23 protein-coding genes are annotated in these 24,226 nt (G+C 66.5%); 14 read left to right on the top strand and 9 right to left on the bottom strand.

The genetic code is table 11. From position 1 onward, the window contains the following. Positions 1 to 133 precede the first annotated feature (133 nt). Positions 134 to 1,405 carry an MFS transporter gene (locus tag AB6724_RS08775; RefSeq protein ID WP_369338126.1) on the bottom strand — a complete coding sequence of 424 codons (1,272 nt, stop codon included), beginning with the start codon at positions 1,403 to 1,405 and terminating at the stop codon, positions 134 to 136. A 78-nt stretch (positions 1,406 to 1,483) separates the two neighbouring features. Here AB6724_RS08775 and AB6724_RS08770 point away from each other — a divergent pair, with 78 nt between their 5' ends. The 5 genes from AB6724_RS08770 to sorU all read left to right on the top strand — a co-directional run bounded on the left by AB6724_RS08770 (position 1,484) and on the right by sorU (position 5,285). After that, on the top strand, positions 1,484 to 2,365 hold the full coding sequence (locus tag AB6724_RS08770; RefSeq protein ID WP_439329841.1) for an AraC family transcriptional regulator: 882 nt from the start codon (positions 1,484 to 1,486) through the stop codon (positions 2,363 to 2,365). A gap of 140 nt (positions 2,366 to 2,505) precedes the next feature. Then, entirely contained in the window at positions 2,506 to 3,051 is a 546-nt protein-coding gene (locus tag AB6724_RS08765; RefSeq protein WP_369338124.1) for an RNA polymerase sigma factor, read from the top strand. Beyond that, complete coding sequence (locus AB6724_RS08760; RefSeq protein WP_369338123.1) at positions 3,048 to 3,626, top strand: hypothetical protein; 579 nt, start codon at positions 3,048 to 3,050, stop codon at positions 3,624 to 3,626. Before AB6724_RS08765 ends, AB6724_RS08760 begins: the two co-directional genes overlap by 4 nt. Before the next feature lie 46 nt (positions 3,627 to 3,672). Continuing rightward, complete coding sequence (gene sorT / locus AB6724_RS08755; RefSeq protein ID WP_369338122.1) at positions 3,673 to 4,887, top strand: SorT family sulfite dehydrogenase catalytic subunit; 1,215 nt, start codon at positions 3,673 to 3,675, stop codon at positions 4,885 to 4,887. A 68-nt stretch (positions 4,888 to 4,955) separates the two neighbouring features. After that, positions 4,956 to 5,285, top strand: a complete 330-nt coding sequence (sorU, locus tag AB6724_RS08750) for a SorU family sulfite dehydrogenase c-type cytochrome subunit (RefSeq protein WP_369338121.1) — start codon at positions 4,956 to 4,958, stop codon at positions 5,283 to 5,285. Between the two features lie 21 nt (positions 5,286 to 5,306). On the opposite strand, the gene AB6724_RS08745 is transcribed toward sorU, so the two are convergent. Next, the gene (locus tag AB6724_RS08745; protein WP_369338120.1) at positions 5,307 to 6,083 is read right to left on the bottom strand and encodes a class I SAM-dependent methyltransferase; all 777 of its coding nucleotides are present in this window, start codon (positions 6,081 to 6,083) and stop codon (positions 5,307 to 5,309) included. Between the two features lie 208 nt (positions 6,084 to 6,291). Here AB6724_RS08745 and AB6724_RS08740 point away from each other — a divergent pair, with 208 nt between their 5' ends. After that, positions 6,292 to 6,891: a tetratricopeptide repeat protein gene (locus AB6724_RS08740; RefSeq protein WP_369338119.1), complete on the top strand. Its 600-nt coding sequence runs from the start codon at positions 6,292 to 6,294 to the stop codon at positions 6,889 to 6,891. Between the two features lie 52 nt (positions 6,892 to 6,943). Then, positions 6,944 to 7,771 (top strand): hypothetical protein, encoded by an 828-nt coding sequence (locus AB6724_RS08735; protein ID WP_369338118.1) that lies wholly within the window; start codon positions 6,944 to 6,946, stop codon positions 7,769 to 7,771. Positions 7,772 to 7,858: 87 nt separating this feature from the next. Here AB6724_RS08735 and AB6724_RS08730 read toward each other — a convergent pair whose 3' ends face one another. Then, complete coding sequence (locus tag AB6724_RS08730) at positions 7,859 to 9,286, bottom strand: FAD-binding oxidoreductase (protein ID WP_369338117.1); 1,428 nt, start codon at positions 9,284 to 9,286, stop codon at positions 7,859 to 7,861. A 556-nt stretch (positions 9,287 to 9,842) separates the two neighbouring features. On the opposite strand from AB6724_RS08730, the gene AB6724_RS08725 reads away from it, so the two are divergent. Together AB6724_RS08725 and AB6724_RS08720 are read left to right on the top strand one after the other, a co-directional pair. Further along, positions 9,843 to 10,850, top strand: coding sequence for a Bug family tripartite tricarboxylate transporter substrate binding protein (locus AB6724_RS08725; protein WP_369338116.1), 1,008 nt, complete (start codon positions 9,843 to 9,845; stop codon positions 10,848 to 10,850). A gap of 43 nt (positions 10,851 to 10,893) precedes the next feature. Continuing rightward, a complete protein-coding gene (locus AB6724_RS08720) occupies positions 10,894 to 11,859 on the top strand; it encodes a BMP family lipoprotein (RefSeq protein WP_369338115.1) in 966 nt (321 codons plus the stop codon). Between the two features lie 70 nt (positions 11,860 to 11,929). Here the strand turns inward: AB6724_RS08720 and AB6724_RS08715 are convergent, their stop codons facing one another. Then, entirely contained in the window at positions 11,930 to 12,289 is a 360-nt protein-coding gene (locus tag AB6724_RS08715; RefSeq protein WP_369338114.1) for an EF-hand domain-containing protein, read from the bottom strand. 185 nt (positions 12,290 to 12,474) lie between these two features. Between AB6724_RS08715 and AB6724_RS08710 the strand changes: the two genes are divergently transcribed. Both AB6724_RS08710 and AB6724_RS08705 read left to right on the top strand, forming a co-directional pair. Continuing rightward, positions 12,475 to 13,047: a cob(I)yrinic acid a,c-diamide adenosyltransferase gene (locus AB6724_RS08710; protein ID WP_369338113.1), complete on the top strand. Its 573-nt coding sequence runs from the start codon at positions 12,475 to 12,477 to the stop codon at positions 13,045 to 13,047. Positions 13,048 to 13,067: 20 nt separating this feature from the next. Beyond that, positions 13,068 to 13,976: a LysR family transcriptional regulator gene (locus AB6724_RS08705; protein ID WP_369338112.1), complete on the top strand. Its 909-nt coding sequence runs from the start codon at positions 13,068 to 13,070 to the stop codon at positions 13,974 to 13,976. Between the two features lie 114 nt (positions 13,977 to 14,090). Here the strand turns inward: AB6724_RS08705 and AB6724_RS08700 are convergent, their stop codons facing one another. Beyond that, positions 14,091 to 15,311, bottom strand: a complete 1,221-nt coding sequence (locus AB6724_RS08700; protein WP_369338111.1) for a D-amino acid dehydrogenase — start codon at positions 15,309 to 15,311, stop codon at positions 14,091 to 14,093. Between the two features lie 224 nt (positions 15,312 to 15,535). Here AB6724_RS08700 and AB6724_RS08695 point away from each other — a divergent pair, with 224 nt between their 5' ends. Together AB6724_RS08695 and AB6724_RS08690 are read left to right on the top strand one after the other, a co-directional pair. Continuing rightward, positions 15,536 to 16,417, top strand: coding sequence for an amino acid ABC transporter substrate-binding protein (locus AB6724_RS08695; protein WP_369338110.1), 882 nt, complete (start codon positions 15,536 to 15,538; stop codon positions 16,415 to 16,417). Between the two features lie 150 nt (positions 16,418 to 16,567). After that, entirely contained in the window at positions 16,568 to 17,365 is a 798-nt protein-coding gene (locus tag AB6724_RS08690) for an aspartate/glutamate racemase family protein (protein ID WP_369338109.1), read from the top strand. On the opposite strand, the gene boxA is transcribed toward AB6724_RS08690, so the two are convergent. From boxA to boxC, 3 genes are read right to left on the bottom strand one after another with little or no spacing between them, the layout of a single operon-like run. Continuing rightward, entirely contained in the window at positions 17,328 to 18,638 is a 1,311-nt protein-coding gene (boxA, locus tag AB6724_RS08685; protein WP_369338108.1) for a benzoyl-CoA 2,3-epoxidase subunit BoxA, read from the bottom strand. The genes AB6724_RS08690 and boxA overlap by 38 nt on opposite strands. Before the next feature lie 36 nt (positions 18,639 to 18,674). After that, positions 18,675 to 20,102, bottom strand: a complete 1,428-nt coding sequence (boxB, locus tag AB6724_RS08680) for a benzoyl-CoA 2,3-epoxidase subunit BoxB (protein ID WP_369338107.1) — start codon at positions 20,100 to 20,102, stop codon at positions 18,675 to 18,677. Between the two features lie 26 nt (positions 20,103 to 20,128). Continuing rightward, entirely contained in the window at positions 20,129 to 21,787 is a 1,659-nt protein-coding gene (boxC, locus tag AB6724_RS08675) for a 2,3-epoxybenzoyl-CoA dihydrolase (RefSeq protein ID WP_369338106.1), read from the bottom strand. Between the two features lie 283 nt (positions 21,788 to 22,070). Here boxC and AB6724_RS08670 point away from each other — a divergent pair, with 283 nt between their 5' ends. Next, positions 22,071 to 23,270, top strand: a complete 1,200-nt coding sequence (locus tag AB6724_RS08670; RefSeq protein ID WP_369338136.1) for a threonine ammonia-lyase — start codon at positions 22,071 to 22,073, stop codon at positions 23,268 to 23,270. 30 nt (positions 23,271 to 23,300) lie between these two features. Here AB6724_RS08670 and AB6724_RS08665 read toward each other — a convergent pair whose 3' ends face one another. Further along, positions 23,301 to 24,071, bottom strand: coding sequence for a slipin family protein (locus AB6724_RS08665; RefSeq protein ID WP_369338105.1), 771 nt, complete (start codon positions 24,069 to 24,071; stop codon positions 23,301 to 23,303). Positions 24,072 to 24,226: the final 155 nt, after the last annotated feature.

Here is a 24,226-nt window from a genome sequence, read left to right as displayed (position 1 = left end):
ACCCATCGCCTGCCAACCCCGCAAGCCATGCTCCTCGCGGCTATCGGCGTTTTTCCACACTCAACGGGGACATAGCCATGAAAAAAGCCCTGCGGCATGGGCGCGCAGGGCTTGAGGCAGGGGCTTGGCGTGCTCAGGCGGGGGCCAGCACGGCCTTGTTTTTCTTGCTCACGCCGTCGCCGACGATGACGGCCGAGACCACGGACAGCAGCAGCGCTATCGCCGAGCCGAAGAACACGGCGTGGTGCATCTGGTGGTCCAGCATGAAGCCGAAGACCGGCGCGGCCAGGCAAAAGCCCAGGTCCAGGCCCGAATACACGGTGCCGTAGACGCGACCCGTGGCGCCGGGCGGCGCGGCGCGCTTGATCAGCATGTCGCGCGAGGGGCCGGCCAGGCCCGTGCCCAGGCCGGCGATGGACGCCACCGCCACGGCCGCCATACCGGGCAGCCAGCCCGTGCCCACCACGAACAGCAGCAGGCCCGAGCCCAGCATGCAGACCGAGATCACCTTCTCCAGCCGCTGGACGCGGCCCACGAGGAAACCGCCGATCAGCATGCCCGCGGCGCCGCAGAGCATATAGCCGGTGACGATGAGGGCCGTCACGCTCAGCGGCAGGCCGTACATGGCCTGCATGGCGGGGCTCGCAAAGCTCTGGATGGCGCTGAGCGCGCAGGTGCTCCAGAAGAAGAAGGAGAAGCACAGCCATACCGAGGGCAGCTTCATGAAGGCCATGGGGTGCTCCTTGGGCGCGGCCTGGGCGGCCGGCTTGGCGCTGGCGTGCGCGGCTTCGGCGCGGTCATCCAGCGCATCGCGGTTGAAGACCATGATCAGCAGCACCGTGAGCGCCCACAGCGCGCCGCAGAAGCAGGCCGTGCGCCAGGAGCCCGTGGCCGTGGTGATGCCCGCCATGAACAGCGGCGCCAGCGCCCAGCCTATATTGCCCGACAGCCCGTGCACCGAGAATGCATGGCCTATGCGCTGCTGCGAGACGCGCTTGTTGAGGATCGTGAAGTCAACGGGGTGGAACGGTGCATTGCCCAGGCCCGCAAAAAAGGAGGCGGCCAGCAGCATCGCATAGCCCTGGGCGGTGCTCGCAATCAGGCCCGCGACCGCAAAGCTGCCCAGGGCCGCGAACAGGATGGGACGCGCGCCGAAGCGGTCCACGGCAAAGCCGGCCAGGGCCTGGCCCGTGCCCGAGACGACGAAGAACAGCGAGACCAGCACGCTGAGCTCCGCATAGCTGTAGCCGAAATCCTTGATCAGCCAGGGAAACAGCGGCGGCAACAGCAGGTGGAAGAAGTGGGAGGAGCCGTGGGCCAGGCCGATCAGGCCTATGGTGCGCGCATCGCTGCGCAGCGTGTCCGGCGCTGGGCTCTGGGGTGTTGTCGGGGCAGGGCGGTTCATATATCGCATCTTAGGCAGAGGACTGGCGTCTGGTATGCGATAGTCTGCCAATTACTGTCGCAAACCTGCCAAGCCATGATGTCCAGCAACCGTTCCTCCGAGCCGCTGCGTGCGGGCAAGGCCTCCAACTATGTGGAGACGCTGACGCCGCATCTCTACATACCCACGGCCCTGCGGCCGGTGCGGGCCAAATGCCGCTGGCTGGAGGCCGACACCCAGGTCAAGCCGCATCGCCATCCCTGGGCGCAGCTGGCCATCTCCACCTCGGGCACCATCAGGCTGACCGTCAGACAGGGTACGTTCATCGTGCCGCCCTCGCGGGCCTTGTGGGTACCGCCGGGCATGGAGCATGCGGTGACCATGGTGGAAAGCGCCGATCTGCGCACCCTGTACTTCTTCCAGACCAACGGCCGCTGCGGCCCCAATGTGGAGCGCGAGGAAGAAGGGGCATGGCGCCAGTGCCGGGTGCTCAACGCCTCCGAGCTGCTGCGCGCCGTGGTGCGCGAGCTGCCCACGCTGCCCGACGACAGCCTGCAGCTGTCCGAGCAGGACAGGGCGCGCGAGCATCATCTGAGCGAGCTGCTGCTCGACGAGCTGCGCCGTGCCAGCGCCGTGCAGCTGGGCGTGAACCTGCCGCAGGACAAGCGCCTGCGCCTGCTGTGCGAGGCCGTGCTCGCCGATCCCACGCGCTACGAAACCCTGGAGGACTGGGCGCGCGATACCGGTGCCAGCCCGCGCACCGTGGCCCGGCTCTTCAAGCAGGAGCTGGAATGCAGCTTCACCCACTGGCGCCAGCAGGTGGTGCTGGCCCATGCCGTGAGCCTGGCCGCGCGCAACTGGCCGATACAGCGCATCGCGGCCGAGCTCGACTACAGCCCCAGCGCCTTCAGCGCCATGGTGCGGCGCACGGTGGGCATGCCGCCCGCGCGCTTCTTCGGCCTGCATACGCAGAATCTATAGCTGCTAGCACTCTAATCGTAAGGGTTCCAGGCGTTTCCGACGCCTGAAGTCCGGCGGCCCGGATCGCTGCGGGCAGCGGCCATCCAGAAATATTTGCCCGCGCATGGAATGAAACCTCGCCTCCCCCGCTCATTAGCAGCATGATCTCCACCGCCGAGTCGCGCTACAACCAGTGGGTGCGCGAGCATTACCGATTCCTGCTGCGCAGCGCCTGGGCGCTGACCGGCTCGCGCGCCATTGCCGAGGATGTGGTCCAGGACTGCTTTACCAGCGCCTGGCGCTTCCGGCATCAGCTGCGCGACCAGAGCATGGCCCGCGCCTGGCTGTTCCAGATCATGCGCCGCCATGCATTCCGGCACTTCGATCCGACCCGGCACCGGGGCGGCGCCGAGGAGGCCGAGGATCAGCCGGTCCACCATCACGATGCGCTGGATGCGCAGCTGGACGTGGTCAAGGCCCTGGGCCGGCTGGCTCCCATCCACCGCGAAGTGCTGGTGCTTTATTACTTTGACGACATGCCCACGGCCCAGATGGCCGAGGCGCTGGACATTGCGCCCGGCACCGTGCTCTCGCGCCTGGCGCGGGCGCGTGAAGCGCTCAAGAACGCCCTGCAAGAGCCAGCCCGTACCGGCGGCGGCGCCAACCCGGCAGGCAGCGTGATACCGCTGCGAAAGCATGCACCATGACATTCCCCCCACGTCCCGAAGATTCGGCCTTTGACCTGCGCGCGCGCGCCGAGCTGGCGCTGGCCTTCGAGCCCGGCGAGCCGCCCGCGCACCTGCTGCGCCACACGCCCTGGCATGCGCGCCGCGGCATACAGCGCATGCTGGCCGCGCTGCTGCTGGGCGGCACGGTCACCGGCGCCGTGTTTGCGATGCGACCGCCCGAGATGGTGCGCTCGGCCATAGAGCACGAGTACTACGAGCGCACGCTGCGCGGCCAGTTCATGCCCGAGGCCGAGATCGCCAGGCATATGGACTGGCCGGCCCAGCAAAAACTGCCCGGCTACACCCAGCTCATGCGGCCCTGCGATATCGACGGCAGTCGCGCCTACCACCTGACCACGTTTTTTGAAAAAGGCGGCATCGTCACCGTGCTGGCCTTCGACCAGCCTCAGCAGCTGCCCGAAGGCCAGGGCTGGTGGGCCAATACCTACTGGCAGGTGGTGCGCTCACGCGAGGGCCGTCCGCTGGTGCTGATCGCCGAGAAAAAACAGGCTCTGGCCGTGGCCTCGCGCGTGCTGGGCCGGGCCAGCAGCTGAGTCCGGCCGCCTTCTTCACCCCGCTTTATTACAGAGAGGAGACTCCATGCAACCACACTCCACGTCCTTGCCGCGCCGCCGCCTGCTGGCCGGCAGCGCCAGCGCTCTGGCGGCCGCCGGCCTGGCCAGCTTCCAGGGCCAGGCACTGGCCCAGGCCGCTGCGCCCGCGGCCAAGCCCCTGCCCGGCTATGCGGGCTTCAAGAACGCCGATGCCGTGATCGTGCACAGCTCGACCACCATCGAGACCAAGCGCTCGGCCTTCGGCACCAGCGTGATCACGCCCAGCAACCAGCTCTATGTGCGCAACAACCTGCCCACGCCGAACGCGTCCATCGTGGCCGACCGCGATGCCTGGCAGGTGCAGATCGACGGCGTCAAGCAGCCGCGCCAGCTGAGCGTGGCCGAGCTCAAGAAGATGGGGCTGGAGACCGTGACCATGGTGCTGCAATGCTCGGGCAACGGCCGGGGCTTCTTCCCCAGCAAGCCCAGTGGCACGCAGTGGACGGTAGGCGCCGCGGGCTGCGTGGTCTGGAGCGGCGTGCCCGTGCGCGAGGTGGTCAAGGCCCTGGGCGGCGTGGCCGATGGCATGGTCTATATGACCGGCACCGGCGGCGAGGTGCTGCCCGCGGGCATCGACCCCAAGACCGTGATGGTGGAGCGTTCCGTGCCGCTGTCGGCGATGCAGGATGCGCTGCTGGCCTGGGAAATGAACGGCGAGCCGATCTCGCTGGCCCACGGGGGCCCGCTGCGCCTGATCGTGCCCGGCTACACCGGCGTGAACAACATCAAGTACATCAAGCAGCTGGCGTTCACGCTCAAGGAGAGCGAAGCCCACATCATGTCCCACGGCTACCGCATCTCGCCTCCCGGCAGCAAGAGCGATCCCAGCCAGCCCTCGGTGCAGGAGATGAGCGTCAAGTCCTGGATCAACAGCCCGCTGCCCGAAGCCGGCACGCAGGCCGCCGGCATGGTGCAGATCCATGGCGTGGCTTTCGGCGGCATGCATGCGGTCAAGGGCGTGGAAGTGTCCACGGACGGCGGCAAGTCCTGGAAGCCGGCGCGCCTGGTCGGCCCGGACATGGGCAAGTACGCCTGGCGCCAGTTCGTGCTGCAGGCCCAGCTGCCCAAGGGCACGCATGTGCTGGCCAGCCGCGCCACGGACGAAAAAGGCAATCTCCAGCCCGAAACCCGCGGCGAGAACCAGAGCGGCTACAACAACACCAGCTGGGCCGACCACGCGGTGACCGTGACGGTTGCCTGAACGACCCGCGCCCCATGTCCTGCACCCCAGGGCGCGGGGCCGGTTTCCATGCCTAGATCCCCATAACCATGATGAAGACCACCCATACCCTCGCCGCCCTGCTGCTGTCCGTTCTGGCCGCGGCCGCCCATGCCGACGAAGCCGCCCAGCTGGCCCGCGGCAAGCAGCTGTTCACGGTTGCCGCCACGCCGGCTTGCGCCGTCTGCCACACCTTGAAGGATGCGGGCACGGAAGGTGCCATCGGCCCCGTGCTGGACGAGTTGCAGCCCGATGCAGCGCGCGTGGCACGCGCTCTGCGCGACGGCATTGGCAGCATGCCGTCCTTCAAGGCCACGATGAGCGAGGCCGATATTGCCGCCGTGGCCCTGTATGTGAGCCAGGCCAGCCGCGCCAGATAAGCGGTATCGGCGCAGGCCTGTTCAATCGGCCTGCGCCGGCTCTGCGCCGTCCAGCGGCATGGCGTAGATCCAGACCTGGTGGCGGCTATTGCCCTGCAGGCAGGCCGTGGCTTCCACTCCGGGCAGCTGGAAGTCCAGGCTGACCAGCCAGCTGCCGGGCCGCATTTCGGTGGCCGCCTTGACGGCCGCCCGGCCCATGCTTTCGGGGCGCTGGAACAGATAGACCAGCTGATAGCCGCTCCAGTCCGTCAGCCAGATATCGCCGCGCCGCACGCGCGCCCAGGGGCAGCGCAGAGCGCAGAGAAGTGCGAGCGGCCAGCTCCACTCCAGGCCTTGCAAGCGGGCCTGCGGCAGCTCGCTGCGCAGCGCTCGCAGGCCGTCGCCGAGGCCGCTGCCCGCATCCAGCACCAGGGCCTGATCCGGCAGCTTCACCACATCGGCCAGGCCTTGCAGCGCCTGCGCGGGAGTGGGAAAGACGGGGGCATCCCGCCAGGCATTGAGCGGATAGACCAGCAGCAACAGGCCCAGGGGCAGCAGCCAGCCCCAGGCGGGTAAGCCCCAGGCCGGCAGCTGGCTGGCCCACAGCACCAGAAACGACAGCGGAAAGCCCGCCGCAATCATTGCCCGGCGCCACCAGGTATCGCCCCAGAGGCTGGCGGCGGTGCTGAGAATGCAGGCGGCCAGCAAGGCCTGCCACCAGGGCATCAGGCGCCCGAGCAGCAGCAGCAACGCCCAGGCCAGAGCCCAGGTCAGCAAGGCCGGCAAAGGCCAGACGGGTTTGAAAAAGCGCAAGAACATGGATCGGATATGGCCGTCAGCATATGCTGCCGACCGCAGGACTGGCTGAATAAAACGGGCCGGCAATTGGAGTTAATCGCCTGAGGTCGATTTTCTCCATGATTTCTCGTGGATAGAAAAATAATCTGCGATCGTGCATATTGGATTGCATAAAGTTTATGAATATACTTTTCGGTCCTAACGAATAAGAACCTCTGAGGGATTTCTCATGCGCCTTGTTCTTCCCGGCTTTTCACTGCTTGCTCTTGCGCTGACCGCCTGTGCGGTGCAAACGCCCCAGGAGCAGATTTCCATCGCTCCCGTGGTGCGTCTGTGCCAGGGCAATAACTGCTCCGAGATGCCGCGCAACACGGCCACCTTCCGGGGCGAGCCCGTCAATCCCGAGGCCGAGCGCCGCCTGGCCGAGCTCACGGCCCGCGCCGCGGCCGACCCGCGCGCCGCCTATGACCTGGGGCTGCGCTATATGCGCGGCGATGGTGTGGAGCGCAACAGCTACCAGGCCATCGAATGGATGCGCAAGGCCGGCGATGCCGGCAATGGCACCGCGCAGTTTGCGCTGGGCCGCCTGTATCTGCTGGGCTTCGAAGAAATGGGAGCCGATCCCGCCGAGGCCGAAGCCTGGCTGTCCCGCGCAGCGGCCAAGGGCAACCAGGAGGCCAAACGCCTGCTGCCTCAGGCCCAGGCCGCGAAACAGAATGCCCAAGCGCGTTATCAGGCCCTGGAGGACGAGCGCAAGTCCTGGGGTTATTGGTATGCGAACACTCCTTACTACTACGTCTGGAATTCGTCGGGCTGGTACCTGCGTTGACGCGTGCTCGGCACGTCAGCATTTTTTTAAATTCATGATCAGAAAGAATCCCATGTCCAAGAAGACAACTTTGCGTCTGGCTGCCCTGGCCGCGGCCCTGTCGCTGGCGGGCTGCGTGACGCCTGGTGGCGGCACTATCTCCACGGGCACGGCCCCCACGGCGGCCACCGGAGCCGCCGGCGGCGCCACCAGCGTGAATGCCAACCCCACGCTGGAGCGCTGCGACGCGCCCCTGGGCACCCTGGCGGTCGATGACGGCCGCGGCAAGGAGTGGTACGCAAGCTTTGGCGCTGCCACCAAGATCACCACCATCGAGCCCCTGATCCGCCTGGCCGTGCAGCAGTCCAACTGCTTTGTGATCACCTCCATCGGCAACAACCGCACGGAAAGCAAGATGGCGGCGATCACCGACAAGCAGCGCAATTCCGGCGAGTTCCGCGCCGGCTCCAAGCAGCAAAAGGGCCAGCGCGTGGCCGCCGACTACTACATGGAGCCTTCCATCATCATCGACAACGACGCCACGGGCCAGCTGGCTGCGGGCGTGGGCGGCCTGTTCGGCAATGTGGGCACGCTGATCGGCGGCGCCATGCAGAGCAAGGCCTCGGTGGTGACGCTGAGCATGTTCGACATCCGTTCCGGCGTGCAGATCTCCATCTCCGAGGGCAATGCCACGGCCACCAACTTCGGTGCCGCCATGGGCGCCTTCGGCGGCGGTGCCGTCGCGGGTCTGGGCGGCTTCTCGCGCTCGCCCGAAGGCAAGGCCACGGTGGCCGCATTCATGGACTCCTACAACAACATGGTGATCTCGCTGCGCAACTACAAGGCGCAGGAGGTCAAGGGCGGCCTGGGCCGCGGCGGCCAGCTGAAGGTCGGCCAGTAATTGCGCTGAACCGGAATGCCAAGGGCCTGAAGCTTCAGGCCCTTTTTTCATGGCCGGCACCGGCCGGACGGGCGCAGCCGGCGGCGCTTACTGCAGCGTGAAGATCTTGCCGGGATTGAGGATGTTTTGCGGGTCCAGCGCCTGCTTGATGGCACGCATCATCTGCACGGCACCGTCGCCGGCTTCCTCGCGCAAAAAGCCCTGCTTGTGGATGCCCACGCCATGCTCGCCCGTGCAGGTGCCGCCCAGCGCGATGGCGCGCTGCACCAGCTGCTGGTTGAGCTGTTCGGCGCGCGTGCGCTCGTCCTCGCTGTCGGGGTTGATCAGGTAGCCGAAGTGGAAGTTGCCGTCGCCCACATGGCCGACGAGAAAGTAGGGGATGCCGCTGGCATCGGCCTCGGTCACGCAGTCCAGCAGGGCGTCGGCCAGGCGGCTGATGGGCACGCAGGCATCGGTGGTGATGCAGCGGCAGCCGGGGCGGCTGGAGACGGCGGCGAAATAGGCGTTGTGGCGGGCCGTGAACAGCCGTGTCCGGTCTTCGGGACGTTCGGCCCACTCGAAGGCATTGCCGCCGAATTCGCCCGCAATCTCCTGCACCATCTCGGCCTGTTCCTTGACGCCCGTGGGCGAGCCGTGGAACTCCATCAGCAGCATGGGTTCCTCGCGCAAGCTGAGCTTGCTATAGGCATTGACCATGCGCACCGAGTTCACGTCGATGAGTTCCACGCGCGCGATGGGCACGCCGACCTGGATGGTCTGGATCACGGTGTGCACGGCGGCCTCGATGCTGGGGAAGGAACAGACCGCGGCCGACACGGCCTCGGGCAACGGATACAGGCGCACCGTGATCTCGGTGAAGATGCCCAGAGTCCCTTCGCTGCCCACCATCAGGCGCGTGAGGTCGTAGCCGGCCGCGCTCTTTTTCGCGCGGTTGCCGGTGCGTATCACCTCGCCGTTGGCCGTCACCACTTCCAGGGACAGCACGTTCTCGCGCATGGTGCCGTAGCGCACGGCGTTGGTGCCGCTGGCGCGCGTGGAGGTCATGCCGCCTATCGAGGCATCGGCACCGGGATCGATGGGGAAGAAGAAGCCCGTGTCCTTGATCGCGTCGTTGAGCTGTTTGCGCGTGATACCGGGCTGCACGGTCACCGTGAGGTCCTCGGTGTTCACCGAGAGGATGCGGTTCATGCGGCTCACGTCGATGCTGATGCCGCCTTCCACGGCCAGCAGATGGCCTTCCAGCGAGGAGCCCGCGCCATAGGCGATCACCGGCACGCCATGCTGCGCGCACAGCCGCACGGCATCCTGCACGTCCTGCGTGCTCTCGGCAAACACCACGGCGGAGGGCGGCGGCGCGGCTATCGCACCCTCGTCGCGGCCGTGCTGCTCGCGCACGGCCAGGGCCGTGGAGCACTGGCTGCCAAAGCGCGTCGCCAGGGCTTGGACCAAGGCTTCGGGAACGGGGCGCTGCACGAATTCGGGATGCAGCAGGGAGGTGGCAACAGGGGCGTTCATCGGGTCTCTCCAGGGAACTTCAAAGAATACCACCGGCACCTGCGGCAGCGGCCGCGCAGGCGGTGCCCATCGGCGATGCGCGCGCTCGCGTGCGCCGCGTGCGTACGCGCACCCGATCGGGCGCGAGGCCGCGCCGGCCATAGATTTCTTCGCAGATAGCAAATGAAAAAAGACCGTTTAGCTTTTGTCGGCCGTGCTCTTACATTGCCCTGCAACGGCAGTAAGAACGTGTTCACGATCTCCTCGCGCCGCGACAGCGGCTTTGCGGGATGGGATGCAAGGCGCAACACCGCAGCAATAGCCATGCTATTGCGAGGATTTGCAACGCCGCAGACCGCCCGCAAAGCCACTGTCCCGAAGGGTTGGGGCGAAATCGGGCGATTTCTTCGCGCTGACCCTTGCTTGCACCCCGGTGCAAGCGGCGAGCCATCGCTTCGAACTCATCCCGATTGCGCTCCAACGCGGCTGCGTAGAGATCGTGAACACGTTCTAAAAACAGCTTCCCAGCACGCACAGGGCGTGCCGCTGCGTTCGTATTCAAGAAAGGACATTCCGGATGGTCGACGTCAGCCGCAGGGCGCTGCTACGCATGGGGGGCGGCGCGGCCGTCATGCCGCTGCTGGGAGCCGCGTCCATGTGTGCGCAGGCCGTGGTGCCGGCGGGCACGGCCTGGCCGGCCAAGCCCATACGGCTGGTGGTGACGTTTCCTCCGGGCGGCTCTAGCGACATCGTGGCGCGCCTGGTCGCACCGTTGCTGAGCGAGCAGCTGGGTCAGTCCGTCGTCATCGACAACAAGCCCGGCGCGGGCTCGTCCATAGGCGCGCAGCTGGTGGCACAAAGCCCCAACGACGGCTACACGCTGCTGGTCTCGAATTCCGCAGCGCTGTCGATTGCGCCCTCCCTGCTTGAAAAGCGCAGCTACGACCCCCTGGCCAGTTTCGAACACCTGGCCTATATCGGCGCCGTGCCCACGGTGTTCGCACTGCATCCTTCGGTGCCGGCCAACAACATCCGCGAACTGGCGGCCTGGATCCGCGCCAGTGCCCGCCCCGTGCCCTTCGGCAGCGGCGGCGCCGCATCGGTGGGCCATCTGGTGGGCGAGCAGTTCGCGCAGGAGCTGGGCCTGCGCATGGAGCATGTGCCCTACCGCGGTGCGGGCCCCATGCGGGCCGATCTGCTGGGCGGCCAGATCAAGATCGCCATCGATGCGTTGCCCCAGAACATCGCATTGCAGAAGCAGGGCCGGGTCAAGCTGCTGGCCGTGACTTCGGCGCGCCGCGTGCCCCAGTCCCCGCAGACGCCCAGCGTGGCCGAGCTGGGGTTTGGGCAACTGGTTTCCGAAAACTATGTGGGCATTTCGGCGCCCGCGGGCATTGCCCGCGAGCACGCGCAAAGGCTTACCGAAGCCGTGCGCCAGGTCTGCCGTCGGCCCGAGGTGGCCCAGACCCTGGAGGCCCAGGGCTTTGTGACGCAGGACATGGATGCCGCCGGCTTCACGCGCCTGGTCACCTCCCAGGCCAGCACCTGGGCCGCCGTGGCCAAGCGCACCGGCGCCACCCTGTAATGCATTGAAGCCGACAACAGCTGAGCAGTCATCGAGTCAAGGAATGAGCAATCTCCGTATTTCGCCCCGGCAGGCACGTTATGCCGTCGTCCTGTTCGGCCCCGAGGGGCAGGGCAGCTTCAACGAATCCGGCCTGCTGGGCGCGCGCCGCGCGCAGGCAGCCGGCCATGCCGTGGATGTGCACTGGGTGGCCGGGCAGTCGGCCCAGGACCGCGCCGATGCAATGCAGGCGTTCAGCGCAGGCGCCTACGACCTGATCGTGGCGCACGGCGGCCAGGGCGACGGTCCCGTGGGCATTCTGGCCGAGCGCCATCCGCAGCAGGCCTTCGCCATCACGCAGGGCGGCCTGGTCGCGGCCAATGTCGCGCGCTATGAGGTGCTGCAGGAGCAGTCGGCCTTTCTGGCCGGCGTGCTGGCCGCCAGCTTCAGCCGCTCCGGCGCGGCCGGACATTTCTCGGGTGAGAAGGTGCCGCCGGGCCTGCGCGGCCGGGCCGCCTTTGCCCACGGCCTGGCGGCTGCGGGCTTTGCCGGAGAGTTCGTGACCCAGTTCTGCGGCCATCAGCACCGCCCGCAATGGGCTCGGGCCTGTGTGGAGGACATGGCGCAGCAGACCGGAGTGGATGTGCTGTTTGCCATGATCGATGGCGGCCGGCCCGGCGTGATCGAGGCCTGCCGGCGTCATGGCGTGGCGCAGATCGGCAATGTGCTGCCCTGGGTGCAGCGTGATCCCGAAGTCTTCATTGCCTCGGCCATCTGCGATTCCGGCGAAGCCATTTTCCGCGCCATCCAGGACCAAGCCCAGGGCGTGCTGCCGCTGGGCGGGTATCGAGCTTTCGGTCTGGAGGAGCCGTCCCTGGTCCGTCTGGATCTGGGCCCGCGCGTGGATGCGCAGGCCAGGGTGGCGGTCGATGAATGGGCGCAGCGGCTGCTGCGCGGGGAGGTGGAAATACGTTCCGTCTACACGGGGCCGGAGTTTCCCTTGCCGGTCACCGAGGTCGCCCCGGCTTGATGCGCACCTAGGGCGCCGGGCAAGAGCCGATTCGCGGCGGGCTGCCCAGGCGCATCGCGCTTCAGAGAGCTCAATATTTCTGTATGCCCTTGTCAAATTCGGCCAGTGAAAGCTGGCCGTTCCTGTCCGTATCCATCTCTTCGAAGCGCTGTGAAACCGCCGGCAGATGCCGTGCCTCTTCGGCGCTGAGCTGGCCGTCGCGGTTGGTGTCGGCGCGCTGGAACGCGGCCCGGGCGCTGTTGGCCGCATTGGAGGCGGGCTGTACGTTGGCGACGGTTGCGGCTGTGGCCAGTTGCATGCGCTCCCGGTTCTGATGCGCCATGCTTTGGGCCAGGACCGCTCCGGTCGATCCAAAGGTGAGGGCAGAGAACAGCACCACGCTGAGCACCTCGAAAGACGAGATATTGCAGTTGAGCATTGTCTTCTTCATACCTGTTCATTCCTTCGCTAGTGAAACACAGGCCCGTATTCCAGCGCAGGCAGCCGGCCAGGGCCAGCACTTTTGCCGGCTGTTGCCCGAGACTACATTTGCCTGCGCGTTGTAACGGCTCTCTTCGCCCGGGGCGTGCGCGTCCATCACAATCGGGGAGCAGAGCCATACGCAAGGAATACATCATGGGAAACCGCCTCACGCAGATCGCCACACGTACCGGCGACGATGGAAGCACCGGCCTGGGTGACAACACCCGCGTCTCCAAGAACAGCGGCCGTCCGCACGCCATGGGCGATGTGGACGAGCTCAACTCTCATATCGGGCTGCTGCTGTGCGAAACCCTGCCGCAGGATGTGCGCGAGCTGCTGGTCGATATCCAGCACCAGCTGTTCAACCTCGGCGGCGAGCTGTCCATGCCCGGCTACGAGCTGCTCAAGGACGATGCTCTGCTGCAGCTGGACCAGGCCTTGGCACGCTACAACGCCCAGCTGCCGCGCCTGCTGGAATTCATACTGCCGGCGGGCACGCGCGCTGCCGCCCAGGCCCATGTCTGCCGCACCGTGGCGCGCCGCGCCGAACGCCAGGTGGTGGCCCTGGAGCAGTCCGAGTCCATGCGCGCCGCGCCGCGCCAGTATCTGAATCGATTGTCCGATCTGCTGTTCGTGCTGGCGCGCGTGCTCAACCGCATCGACGGTGGCGACGATGTGTACTGGAAGAGCGAGCGCCTGGCGCGCGCCCAGTCCGGCGAGGAATGAACCGTTTCTGAGGACTGCGCATGCGCCTGCGCCATATCGAGGTCTTCAACGCCGTGATGCAGACCGGCAGTGTCAGCGCTGCCGCGCGGCTCATCAACATCACCCAGCCCGCGGTCAGCCGCACCCTGCAGCATGCGGAGCTGCAGCTGGGGTTTGCGCTGTTCCAGCGTGCACGCGGTCGGCTCACGCCGACCAATGAGGCGCTGGCACTGTTCCCGCATATCGAGAAGCTGTTCGAGCAGCTCGACGAGGTGCAGCGCCTGGCCGCCAATCTGCGCCATGGCCAGGCGGTGGACCGGCTGAACGTGCTGACCGTGTTCGCTCTCAGCCGCGAAGTGCTGCCGCGCGCCATGGCGGGCTTCAGACGCCGCCATCCGCAGGTCCAGGTCCATGTGCAGGCGCTGCACACGCCCCAGGTGGTGTCGGCCCTGCTGCTGCAGGAGGCGGACGTGGGCTTTGTCATCAGCTCTGTAGGCCAGCCCGCGCTCGAGCATGAGCTGCTGGCCGAGGTGGACATGTTCTGCGTGCTGCCCAAGGGCTTGCTGCCGCCCTCGCGCGTGCGCCAGGACGGCATGGAACTCAAGGACCTGGCCGAGCTGCCCGTGGTCGCGCTCGATGCCCAGGATCCTCTGGGCATGCGCCTGAGCCAGGCCTGCCGCGAGCATGGCGTGGGCCTGTCGCCCATGGTCACGGTGCAGACCTACCATGCGGCGCTGTCCATGGCCGAATACGGCCTGGGCGTGGCCATCATGGACGGCTGCACGGCCCTGGCGGCCGACCGGAACAAGGTTTATGTGGTGCCGCTGCGGCCGCGCATCACCGTGGGCGTGAATGCGCTGAGCATGCCCCAGCGCCCCGGTTCGGTGCTGGCGCGAGCCATGACCGAGGAGATGCGCAAGGCCTTGCGGGAGCTTTTAAGCACCCCCTGAGCTGCTATGCAGCCTCCCCCTCTCTCGCTCTTTGCGGGAGGGGGACGACGCCCTCGCGGCGAGGCGGCTCTTGCTCGGCGTCTCCGGGTTGGGGCGAGCCAGTTTCAAGCGCTCTCAGACCTGCTGCATCTGCGCAGCGAGCCGCTGCGCCGACCCGAAGGCCAGCGTCAGTCCCAGCGCGCCGTGGCCCGTCTGCAGCCACAGATTGCGCGGGCCGCCGCGCTGGCGGCCCGTGATGGGCAGACCCGTGGGCGTGGCGGGGCGCATGCCGCTCCAGGGCTGCAGCGCACCGTCCAGCGGCAGGCTGGCAAAGACCTCCTGCGTGGAGCGGCGCAGGCTCTCGATGCGACGCGGGTCTATGCGCAGATCCTGCCCCACGATCTCCACCATGCCGGCCACGCGCAGGCGCTGGCCCAGGCGCGCGAAGACCACCTTGCGCGTGGTGTCGGTCACGCTGACGCGCGGCGCCGCATGGGGCGCGGCTGCAGCGTCCACGGTGATGCTATAGCCCTTGAGCGGATAGACGGGAATGCGCAGGCCCAGCTGGCGCGCGTGGACCGCGCTTTCCCAACCGCTGGCCAGCACATAGTGGTCGGCGTGCAGCACTCCCGCAGCGGTGTGCAGGCCCGCGACGGCGTCACCGCGGCGCTCGAAGCCCTGCAGCTCCGTGCCGTAGCGCAGTTCGGCGCCGCGCGCGGCCAGCAGCGTGGCCAGCTGCGCGCACAGCGCCCGGCAGTCGGCCGCGCTTTCGCTGGGCGTGTGCACGGCGCCGGCGATGCGCTTTGCATAGCCGGCCAGTGCGGGCTCGATACGCACCGCTTGGGCGGCATCGACCACCTGCTGCGGCGCGCCGCCCAGGCCGGCCTGCAGCGCCACCTGGCGCGCCGCCGCATCCAGGCCCTGCTGCGTGGCAAACAGCACCAGCTTGCCCGGCGTGTGCAGGTCGCAGGCCAGCGCTTCGGCCGCCTGCATGGTCTCGAAGGCCTGCCGGCTTTCCGCGGCCAGGGCCAGCAGGGCCCGGGTGCCGCGCCCCGAGGCCTGCGTGCTGCAGGCGCCCAGAAAGCGCAGTCCCCAGGCCCATTGGGCGGGGTCGGCACGCAGGCGGAAGCTCAGCGGCGAGTCCTTTTCCAGCAGCAGCCCGGGCAGCATCTTCCAGATGCCCGGATCGGCCAGCGGCTGCACATAGGAATAGCTGAGCTGTGCACCATTGCCGCCGCTCGCGCCTGCGGCCGGCTCCGGCGCGCGCTCCAGCACGGTGATGCGGTGTCCGGCCCGCTGCAGCGCATAGGCCGTTGCCAGGCCGACGATGCCGGCGCCCACGATGCAGACATGCATTGATCGTTTCTCCATGCAGCCGCACTGTAGGCGCGGCGCGGCTGGCTCAGCCATGGCATTTGGCACATGGGGTATGCATGGGGGTTATGGCCGGCGGCCGCCGCAGGGTGGGCGAGGGCTGGCCCATAAATTGCAAGCATGGATGGGCTCGATATTGTCATTCCGCAAATGCGGCCTTCATTCCTACACTGGCCGCACATCTACCAACGACGAGGAGACCAAGCATGCAACTTCACACCCGACTGCTGTACCTGGCCCTGGGGCTGGGCTGTCTGGCCGGTGCACAGGCCGACACGCTGGCCAAGGTGCGCGAAAGCGGCCGCATCACCCTGGCTTACCGCGAGTCCTCCGTGCCCTTCAGCTACCTGGACAACGGCAAGCCTGTCGGCATGACGGTGGAGATCTCCCAGGCCGTGGCCGAGGCCGTGAAGAAGAGCTTGAACCGGCCCGATCTCAAGGTGCAGTGGCAGGCCGTGACCTCGCAGAACCGCATGCCGCTGCTGAGCAACGGCACCGTCGATCTCGAGTGCGGATCGACCACCAACAACAGCGTGCGCGGCAAGGAAGTGGCTTTCGCGATCAACCATTTCTATACGGGCACGCGGCTGCTGGTGAAGAAGAGTTCGGGCATCAAGAACTACGCCGACCTCAAGGACAAGACCGTGTCCATCACCACGGGCACGACCAATCTGCAGGTGCTGCGCAAGGCCAATGCCGAAAAGGGCTGGGGCATGAACATAGTCATGGCCAAGGACCATGCCGACGGCTTTCTGCTGGTCGAGAACGACCGCGCTGCGGCCTTCGGCATGGACGACATCCTGCTCTATGGACTGATTCCCACGGCCAAGAATCCCAAGGACTTCGAGGTCGTGGCCGATTCTCTGCAGGTCGAGCCCTATGCCTGCATGCTGCGCAAGGACGATCCGCAGTTCAAGCAGCTGGTCGACGGCGTGATCGGCGACCTGATGAAGTCGGGTGCGTTTGCCAAGCTCTATGACAAATGGTTCATGCAGCCCATCGCTCCGAGAAATGTGGCCCTGGGCCTGCCCATGAGCGAGCAGCTGCAGCGCAATCTGCAGGAGCTCAGCGACAAGCCTTCATTCTGAAACACCCCCTGGGGCGCTCACGCGCCTTCCCCCTCTTTCGCTTCGCGGGAGGGGGACGACACCCTCGCTGCGGGGCGGCCCTTGCTCGGTGTCCCTCGCTTGGGGCGTGCCGGTTTCATGCGCAGTGCTTTGAATGATAGAGATAGCGAAATGACGGAGATGGAACTGTCCACGCAGCGGCAGCCCCCGCACGCCGTGGGCATTCTCGGCGGCATGGGGCCTGCGGCGGGGGCCGATTTCGTGCGCCTGTTCGTGCAGGCCTGTACGGAGCAGCTGCGGGAGCAGGGACAGCCTGTACATGACCAGGCTTATCCCGAGCACTGGCTGGTGCAGCTGCCCATGCCCGACCGCAGCCTGGCCCTGCGCCGGGACCCGCAGTCGCCCACGGGGCCGGCCCAGCATCTGCTGCAGGGCGTGGGCCGCATGGCGGCGCTGGGCGTGCGCAGCGTGGCTCTGGCCTGCAACACCGCCCATGCCTGGCATGGCCAGCTGCAGGCGTTTTTTCCGCAGCTGCATGTGCTGCATATCGCGCGCCAGACCGCGCTGCACCTGCAGGCCGGCGGCGCACGCCAGGCCATAGTGCTGGCCACGGCGGGCACCTATGACAGCGGCCTCTACGATGCGGCCCTGGCCGGGTGTGGCATAGCTGCGCTGCTGCCCGAGGAGGGCGGCCGTGCGCGGCTCATGCAGGGCATCTACGAGGGCGTCAAGCAGGGCGATACGGCTCTGGCCGCACGGTGCTTTGGCGAGGTGCTGGAGCCGCTGCTGCAGCGCCATGGTCGGGTGCCGGTCATCATGGGTTGCACCGAGATCCCGCTGGCGCTGCCGCTGGCGCCGCAGGCGCGCGGCGCCGAGCTGGTCGATCCGGCATGGATACTCGCCCAGGCGCTGGCACGCGACGCCTATGGCTTCAATAGGTCTCCAGATGCAGGCGCCCTTCGCGCTTGAGCTTTGAGCCTAGCTCGTCCCAGCCCAGGCCGGCCTGCTGGGCCACATCGCGCAGGGCCAGCAGCACGCCTTCCTCCATGCTCTTGAGGCCGCAGACGTAGATGTAGGTGTTGTCGTCGCCCAGCAGCCGGGCCAGGTCCACGGCGCGTTCGCGGATGGCGTCCTGCACATAGCGCCGGGGCTGGCCCGCCACGCGCGAGAAGGCCAGGTTGTTGTCCATGAAGTCCTTGGGCAGGCTTTGCAGCGGGCCGAAGTAGGGCAGTTCCTGGGGCGTGCGCGCGCCGAAGAACAGCATGAGCTTGCCGCCGTCGAACTTGCCGCTCTTGCGCAGGCGCCGGCGCCATTCGGTCATGGCGCGCATGGGGGCGCTGCCCGTGCCGGTGCAGATCATGACGATGTGCGAGCGCGGGTGGTTGGGCATGAGGAAGGAGTTGCCGAAAGGTCCTATGACCTGCACCTGGTCGCCGACCTGCAGATCGCACAGATAGTTGCTGGCCACGCCGCGCACGGGCCGGCCCTCGTGGTCCTGGGTGACGCGCTTGACCGTCAGCGCCACGTTGTTGTAGCCGGGGCGTTCGCCGTTGCGCGCGCTGGCCACCGAGTACTGGCGCGCCACATGGGGCTTGCCGTTGGCGTCCAGGCCCGGCGGAATCACGGCAATCGACTGGCCTTCGAGCACGGGGAAGGGCATGGCGCCGAAGTCCAGCACGATGTGGTGGGTCTCGCTGTCGAAGCCTGCCTCCGTGCAGTTGAGATTGCCGGTCACGCTGGCCGTGACCGGGCTCTTGGGGCCGTAGAGATTGGTATAGGCGTGCGCTGCGGACCAGGGCGGCACGGTGGCCCCGTAGGCGGCTGCCCTGAAGGCCGGCTCGGCGGTTGCGCTGCTGGCGCTGGCGGCGCTCGCGCTACTCGCCAAGGCGGCCGCCGCAATCACGGCCTGGGCCTGGGTCAGGTCCGCGGGCTCCTGCTGCGCAGCGGCCAGGCGCTCGGCCGGCAGCTCCTCGGGCAGGCTTTCCCAGCCGTATTGCTGCTCCAGCGTATAGGCCTGCTGGGCCGGCACCTTGCGCCAGTTGTCGATGGCGCCCGTGGGGCAGGGGGAGATGCAGTCCATGCAGCCCTGGCACTTGTCGGCCATGACCACATAGTTGGTGTCGTCATGCGTGATGGCATCGACCGGGCAGGTGGCTTCGCAGGTGTTGCAGCGAATGCAGATTTCCGGATCGATCAGATGCTGGTTGAGGATGCCGTTTTCAATCATGGTGACGGTGCTCATGGTGTTCTCCCCGCGGTCCGCGGCCATCAGGCCCGATCAGTTGAAGCGCACGTATTCAAAGTCCACGGGCTGGCGATTGATGCCCATGACCGGCGGTGCGATCCAGCCCGCAAACTTGCCCGGCTCCAGGCACTGGCCCATGAGCGAGGCCACGAAGGCGCGGTCCTCGTCGCTGGGCAGCCACTCCTTCTTGCGCAGCTCCCATTCCTGCTCGCTCACGGGACGACCGTCGGGGCTGATGCGCACGCCGGCCAGCGCACCGATCTGGCGGTTGAAGGCCTTGTGCGGCACCGTGAGGCGGAAGTCGATGCCGGCCTTTTCCATGACCTTGTTCCAGCGGCCCACGCCGGCATTGCTGTCCTTGATGTAGTCGTCGCGCAGCACCTCGTTCAGGGCGTTGAGCATGGGCACCTCCTTTTCCTGCAGCTTGCCGTCCACCACTTCCAGCACCTTGTACTGCTGGTCGTGCAGCGCGTGGTCGTCGCTGCGCTTGCCTTCCTCGTAGCGGCCCTTGAGGCCCGAGCTGTAGAAGGTGGCGGCATTGCTGGACTGGTCGGCGCCAAACAGGTCTATGGTCACGCTGTAGTGGAAGTTCAGATAGCGCTGGATGGTGGGCAGATCAATCACGCCGGCCGCGCGCAGCCGGTTGACGTCATCGGTCCTGAGTTCGTTCATGACCTGGCAGGTGCGGGCCAGCACGCGCGAGACGCCCGATTCGCCCACGAACATATGGTGGGCCTCTTCGGTCAGCATGAACTTGGTGGTGCGCGCCAGCGGATCGAAGGCGCTCTCGGCCAGCGCGGCCAGCTGGAACTTGCCGTCGCGGTCGGTGAAATAGGTGAACATGAAGAAGGCCAGCCAGTCGGGCGTCTTCTCGTTGAAGGCGCCCAGGATGCGCGGGTTGTTCTCGTCGCCCGATTGACGCTCGAGCAAGGCCTCGGCTTCCTCACGGCCGTCGCGGCCGAAATGCTTGTGCAGCAGATAGACCATGGCCCAGAGATGGCGGCCTTCCTCGACATTGACCTGGAACAGATTGCGCAGGTCGTACAGCGAAGGCGCGGTCAGGCCCAGGTGGCGCTGCTGCTCCACCGAGGCGGGCTCGGTATCGCCCTGAGTGACGATGATGCGGCGCAGATTGGCGCGGTGCTCGCCGGGCACGTCCTGCCAGGCCTTCTCACCCTTGTGGTCGCCGAAATGGATGCTGCGATCCTGCTCGGCAGGATTCAGGAAAATGCCCCAGCGATAGTCGCGCATCTTCACGTGGCCGAACTGGGCCCAGCCCTGCGGATCCACGCTCACCGCAGTGCGCAGATAGACGTCGTAGTTGGTCGAGCCCTCGGGGCCCACGTCGTCCCACCATTTGATGAAGTTGGGCTGCCAGCTCTCCAGCGCGCGCTGCAGGGTGCGGTCGCCGCTGAGGTCCACGTTGTTGGGAATCTTCTGGCTGTAGTCGATGCTGCTCATGGAATGTCTCCTGAATGCGGTGGGTATCAAACGCGGTTGAAATCAAAGCCGGCCTTCTGGCCTGTTCCATACAACTTGAGAGCGCCTTTTTCGCCCACGGCATTGGGGCGGTTGAAGATCCAGTTCTGCCAGGCCGACAGGCGCCCGAAGATGCGCGTGACCATGTTCTCCTTGCCGGCAAAACGCAGATTGGCTTCGAGGCCCGTGAGCGCATCGGGCGACATGGCGGCGCGCTCCTCGATGGCGATGCGGATCTCGTCTTCCCAGTCGATGTCGTCGAGCGCGGCGGTGACCAGTCCCAGCTGCAGGGCTGCATCGCCGTCCAGAGCGCGCCCCACGGCGGCACGCGCGGCTTCCAGTGGCGCGGCTTCCTCGTAGAAGCGGCGCTGCAGGCGGCTTTGCTCGTTGACCAGGGGCAGCAGGCCGAAGTTGAATTCGTCCAGCGTGATGACGGGCTGGCGCTCGGGTTCGTCGGGCAGCACCAGCATGTAGGCGCGGTCGGCGCAGAAGGCCAGCTCGGCCAGCATGCCGGCAAAGCAGGAGCCGGGTTCGATCAGCGCGAACAGCGAGCGCGAGGACACATCAAGGCGCGCAAACGTGCGGCGCAGCAGGCCTATGGTTTCGCGCACCAGCCAGTGGTCCCGGTGGGCGATCAGGCTCTGGTCGGCAGCCAGCACGGCGGCCGCATCGCCCTCGGTCTTGAGGACCCAGGTGCCCACGTCGAGTTCGTTGGTGCGCAGGTGCAGTATGGCGTCGTCGAGTTCGCGGCCCATGGCCAGCGGCCACCAGCTGGCACCCGCGCTTTCGATCGCTTCGATGCTGGCGGGCTGCTGGCCCTGCGGTGCTCTCACGGTGATGCTGGCCGTGCGCCTGCTGCGGTCGATCTGCACGCCGACATGCGCATAGTTCAGGCCGTCCGCGCTTTGCTCGCGCTCTATCTTGGTGAGTGCTATGCCCTTGGCGGAGCCGGGGCGCGAGCTGCGCTCGCCGAGCTTGGCGGCATGGCGGTTCACCACCTCGTTGAACTGTGCGGGCTTGGCCACCGCATCGACGAGACGCCAGTCCACGGCGCGCTGGCCGCGCACGCCTTCGACGCTGGTGCAGAAGATGTCGGCCAGGTCGTGGCGCACATGGCGCTTGTCGGTCACGCGGGTCAGGCCGCCCGTGCCGGGCAGCACGCCCAGCAGCGGCACCTCGGGCAGGGATACCGAGGAGGAGCGGTCGTCGATGAGCACGATCTCGTCGCAGGCCAGGGCCAGCTCGTAGCCGCCGCCTGCGCAGGCGCCGTTGACGGCCGCCACGAACTTGAGTCCGTCGTGTCTGGAGCTGTCCTCTATGCCGTTGCGGGTCTCGTTGGTGAACTTGCAGAAGTTCACCTTCCATGCATGCGAGGAGACGCCGAGCATGAAGATGTTGGCACCCGAGCAGAAGATGCGTTCCTTGCCACTGGTGACGATCACCGTCCTGACCTGAGGATGCTCGAAGCGTATGCGGTTGAGCGCGTCGTGCAGCTCCACATCCACGCCCAGGTCGTAGCTGTTGAGCTTGAGCTTGTAGCCGGGGCGTATGCCGCCATCCTCGGCAATGTCCAGCTTCATGCGGGCGATGGAGCCGTCCACTTCAAACGACCAATGGCGGTACTGGCTGGGGTTGGTGCGGTAATCGACGCTGGGTTGCTGCTGCATGCTCGCCTCCTGGGGAGATGAAAGATAGTGCACTTGCTCTAGGGGTGTTGGCACAATTATGCAGAATCATTCTAAAAATGCACGTGAATTTAGGCACTATGTTGCATGTTTTGTCAGAACCAAGGGTAATCCTTAGGCCTCAGCTGCGGCGGTCCCGCTTACTGACATACCGATATTTTTGGCTTGCAAGCCAGCAACAAAGAGCGGATTAAGCTATCAATAGATGAGTGGCAGGACTTGCCGCGTGGACGGGGTGGCGCGGCGCTTGCACAATAGCTTCACCATGCTGACCTATGCAGATATCCAAGCCGCCGCCGAGCGCCTGAACGGCGCCGTACTCCAGACTCCATGCGTTGAATCGCGCACGCTCTCGCAGATCACGGGCGCGCAGGTGTATCTCAAGTTCGAGAACCTGCAGTTCACTGCCTCCTTCAAGGAGCGCGGTGCGCTCAACAAGCTGCTGATGCTCAGCGACGAGGAGCGCGCCCATGGCGTGGTCGCCATGAGCGCCGGCAATCACGCCCAGGGCGTGGCCTACCATGCGCAGCGCTTGGGCCTGCGCGCCGTCATCGTCATGCCGCGCTTCACGCCCGGCGTGAAGGTGGAGCGCACGCGTGGCTTCGGGGCCGAGGTGGTGCTGCATGGCGACACGCTGGCCGAGGCGCGCGCCCATGCCTACAAGCTCGCGAATGAGCAGCAGCTGACCTTTGTCCACCCCTATGACGACGAAGCCATAGCCGCGGGCCAGGGTACGCTGGCGCTGGAGATGCTGCAGGTCCAGCCCGATCTGGACACGCTGGTGATCGCCATCGGCGGCGGCGGCCTGATCGCGGGCATAGCCACGGCGGCCAAGACCCTCAAGCCCGAAATCGAGGTCGTGGGCGTGCAGACCCAGCGCTTCCCCTCCATGGTCAATGCGCTGCGCCATACCGACCTGCCCATGGGCACTTCGACGATTGCCGAAGGCATTGCCGTGACCCAGCCCGGCATCATCACCCAGGAGGTGGTGCGGCGCTGCGTGGACGATCTGCTGCTGGTGGACGAGGGCGATATCGAGCAGGCCGTGCTCATGCTGCTGGAGATCGAGAAGACCCTGGTCGAAGGCGCCGGTGCGGCGGGCCTGGCCGCGCTGCTGCGCTACCCGCAGCGCTTCAAGAACAAGAAGGTGGGACTGGTGCTGTCGGGCGGCAATATCGACCCCATGCTGCTGGCCGCCATCATCGAGCGCGGCATGGTGCGCTCGGGCCGCTTGGCGCGCGTGCGCGTCAGCGCACGCGACGTGCCCGGCGTGCTGGCCCAGATCACGGCCACGGTGGCCGGCGCCGGCGCGAACATCGAGGAGGTGCATCACCAGCGCGCCTTCACCATGCTGGCCGCGCAGAACGTGGAGATCGAATTCGTGCTGCAGACACGCGGCCACGCCCATGTGAGCGAGGTGCTGGACCAGCTGCGCCGCGCCGGCATGGAGGCCGCCCTGGTGTGATGGAGTCCATGCACTCCGGGGCGGCACGGTTCAGACCTGCAGTGTCCCTAGCTTCTTCATGAGCGGCGCCACCAGATCCATGGGCAGGGGAAAGATCACGGTCGTGTTCTTGTCCGCGCCGATCACGGTCAGCGTCTCCAGATAGCGCAGCAGGATGGCCTGAGGCTCCTGCGCCAGCACTTTCGCCGCCTGGAACAGTTTTTCCGAGGCCTGCAGCTCGCCCTCGGCATGGATCACCTTGGCGCGGCGTTCGCGCTCGGCCTCGGCCTGGCGCGCAATCGCCCGGATCATGGACTCGGTCAGATCGACCTGCTTGATCTCCACATTCGAGACCTTGATGCCCCAGGTGTCGGTTTGCGCATCCAGCGCCTGCTGGATGTCCAGGTTCAGCGATTCGCGCTCCGCCAGCATCTCGTCGAGCTGGTGCTTGCCCAGCACGGAGCGCAGCATGGTCTGCGCGAGCTGGCTGGTCGCTTCCAGATAGTTGACCACCTGGATGATCGCTTTTTCGGCATCCACCACGCGCAGATAGACCACGGCATTGACCTTGACCGAGACGTTGTCGCGCGAGATCACGTCCTGTGCCGGGACCTCCAGCACCACGGTGCGCAGATCCACGCGCACCACCTGCTGAACGACGGGAATGATGAAGATCAGCCCCGGACCCTTGACCTTCCAGAACCGCCCCAGCGTGAAGACCACGCCGCGTTCGTACTCGCGAAAAATCCAGATCGAGGCGGATGCCAAGCCTATCACCAGCAGCAGGACGATCAGCCAGAACAAGAAAGAAACGCTCACCATATCGGCCATCCTTTCGGCGATGGACTTCGGCGCCGCGTTGCGGCTTTGAACTGCCTGCGCTAGGCGTCGGGTCGTCCGTAGGCTCAGCATATTCCCATGCATGCAAGTGCGCATCTATCTGCGCATGGTCGACATGAAAGCAGTGCTGTTGCTTT

The organism is Comamonas guangdongensis (assembly GCF_041079535.1).
Taxonomy (GTDB): Bacteria; Pseudomonadota; Gammaproteobacteria; order Burkholderiales; family Burkholderiaceae_C; genus Comamonas; species Comamonas guangdongensis.
Note: the sequence above shows the minus strand (reverse complement) of the source record. Positions and strands in the feature narration are given on the sequence as shown.

Bases quoted from the DNA above. Each gene is read 5' to 3' on its own strand.
- AB6724_RS08740 (WP_369338119.1), top strand. From the start codon at position 6,292: ATGCGCCTTGTTCTTCCCGGCTTTTCACTGCTTGCTCTTGCGCTGACC.
- AB6724_RS08665 (WP_369338105.1), bottom strand. From the start codon at position 24,071: ATGGTGAGCGTTTCTTTCTTGTTCTGGCTGATCGTCCTGCTGCTGGTG.
- AB6724_RS08730 (WP_369338117.1), bottom strand. From the start codon at position 9,286: ATGAACGCCCCTGTTGCCACCTCCCTGCTGCATCCCGAATTCGTGCAG.
- AB6724_RS08690 (WP_369338109.1), top strand. From the start codon at position 16,568: ATGACGGAGATGGAACTGTCCACGCAGCGGCAGCCCCCGCACGCCGTG.
- boxC (WP_369338106.1), bottom strand. From the start codon at position 21,787: ATGCAGCAGCAACCCAGCGTCGATTACCGCACCAACCCCAGCCAGTAC.
- sorU (WP_369338121.1), top strand. From the start codon at position 4,956: ATGATGAAGACCACCCATACCCTCGCCGCCCTGCTGCTGTCCGTTCTG.
- AB6724_RS08700 (WP_369338111.1), bottom strand. From the start codon at position 15,311: ATGCATGTCTGCATCGTGGGCGCCGGCATCGTCGGCCTGGCAACGGCC.
- AB6724_RS08710 (WP_369338113.1), top strand. From the start codon at position 12,475: ATGGGAAACCGCCTCACGCAGATCGCCACACGTACCGGCGACGATGGA.
- AB6724_RS08725 (WP_369338116.1), top strand. From the start codon at position 9,843: ATGGTCGACGTCAGCCGCAGGGCGCTGCTACGCATGGGGGGCGGCGCG.
- boxA (WP_369338108.1), bottom strand. From the start codon at position 18,638: ATGAGCACCGTCACCATGATTGAAAACGGCATCCTCAACCAGCATCTG.
- AB6724_RS08745 (WP_369338120.1), bottom strand. From the start codon at position 6,083: ATGTTCTTGCGCTTTTTCAAACCCGTCTGGCCTTTGCCGGCCTTGCTG.
- AB6724_RS08720 (WP_369338115.1), top strand. From the start codon at position 10,894: ATGAGCAATCTCCGTATTTCGCCCCGGCAGGCACGTTATGCCGTCGTC.
- AB6724_RS08715 (WP_369338114.1), bottom strand. From the start codon at position 12,289: ATGAAGAAGACAATGCTCAACTGCAATATCTCGTCTTTCGAGGTGCTC.
- AB6724_RS08765 (WP_369338124.1), top strand. From the start codon at position 2,506: ATGATCTCCACCGCCGAGTCGCGCTACAACCAGTGGGTGCGCGAGCAT.
- sorT (WP_369338122.1), top strand. From the start codon at position 3,673: ATGCAACCACACTCCACGTCCTTGCCGCGCCGCCGCCTGCTGGCCGGC.
- AB6724_RS08695 (WP_369338110.1), top strand. From the start codon at position 15,536: ATGCAACTTCACACCCGACTGCTGTACCTGGCCCTGGGGCTGGGCTGT.
- AB6724_RS08770 (WP_439329841.1), top strand. From the start codon at position 1,484: ATGTCCAGCAACCGTTCCTCCGAGCCGCTGCGTGCGGGCAAGGCCTCC.
- AB6724_RS08775 (WP_369338126.1), bottom strand. From the start codon at position 1,405: ATGAACCGCCCTGCCCCGACAACACCCCAGAGCCCAGCGCCGGACACG.
- AB6724_RS08705 (WP_369338112.1), top strand. From the start codon at position 13,068: ATGCGCCTGCGCCATATCGAGGTCTTCAACGCCGTGATGCAGACCGGC.
- AB6724_RS08760 (WP_369338123.1), top strand. From the start codon at position 3,048: ATGACATTCCCCCCACGTCCCGAAGATTCGGCCTTTGACCTGCGCGCG.
- boxB (WP_369338107.1), bottom strand. From the start codon at position 20,102: ATGAGCAGCATCGACTACAGCCAGAAGATTCCCAACAACGTGGACCTC.
- AB6724_RS08735 (WP_369338118.1), top strand. From the start codon at position 6,944: ATGTCCAAGAAGACAACTTTGCGTCTGGCTGCCCTGGCCGCGGCCCTG.
- AB6724_RS08670 (WP_369338136.1), top strand. From the start codon at position 22,071: ATGCTGACCTATGCAGATATCCAAGCCGCCGCCGAGCGCCTGAACGGC.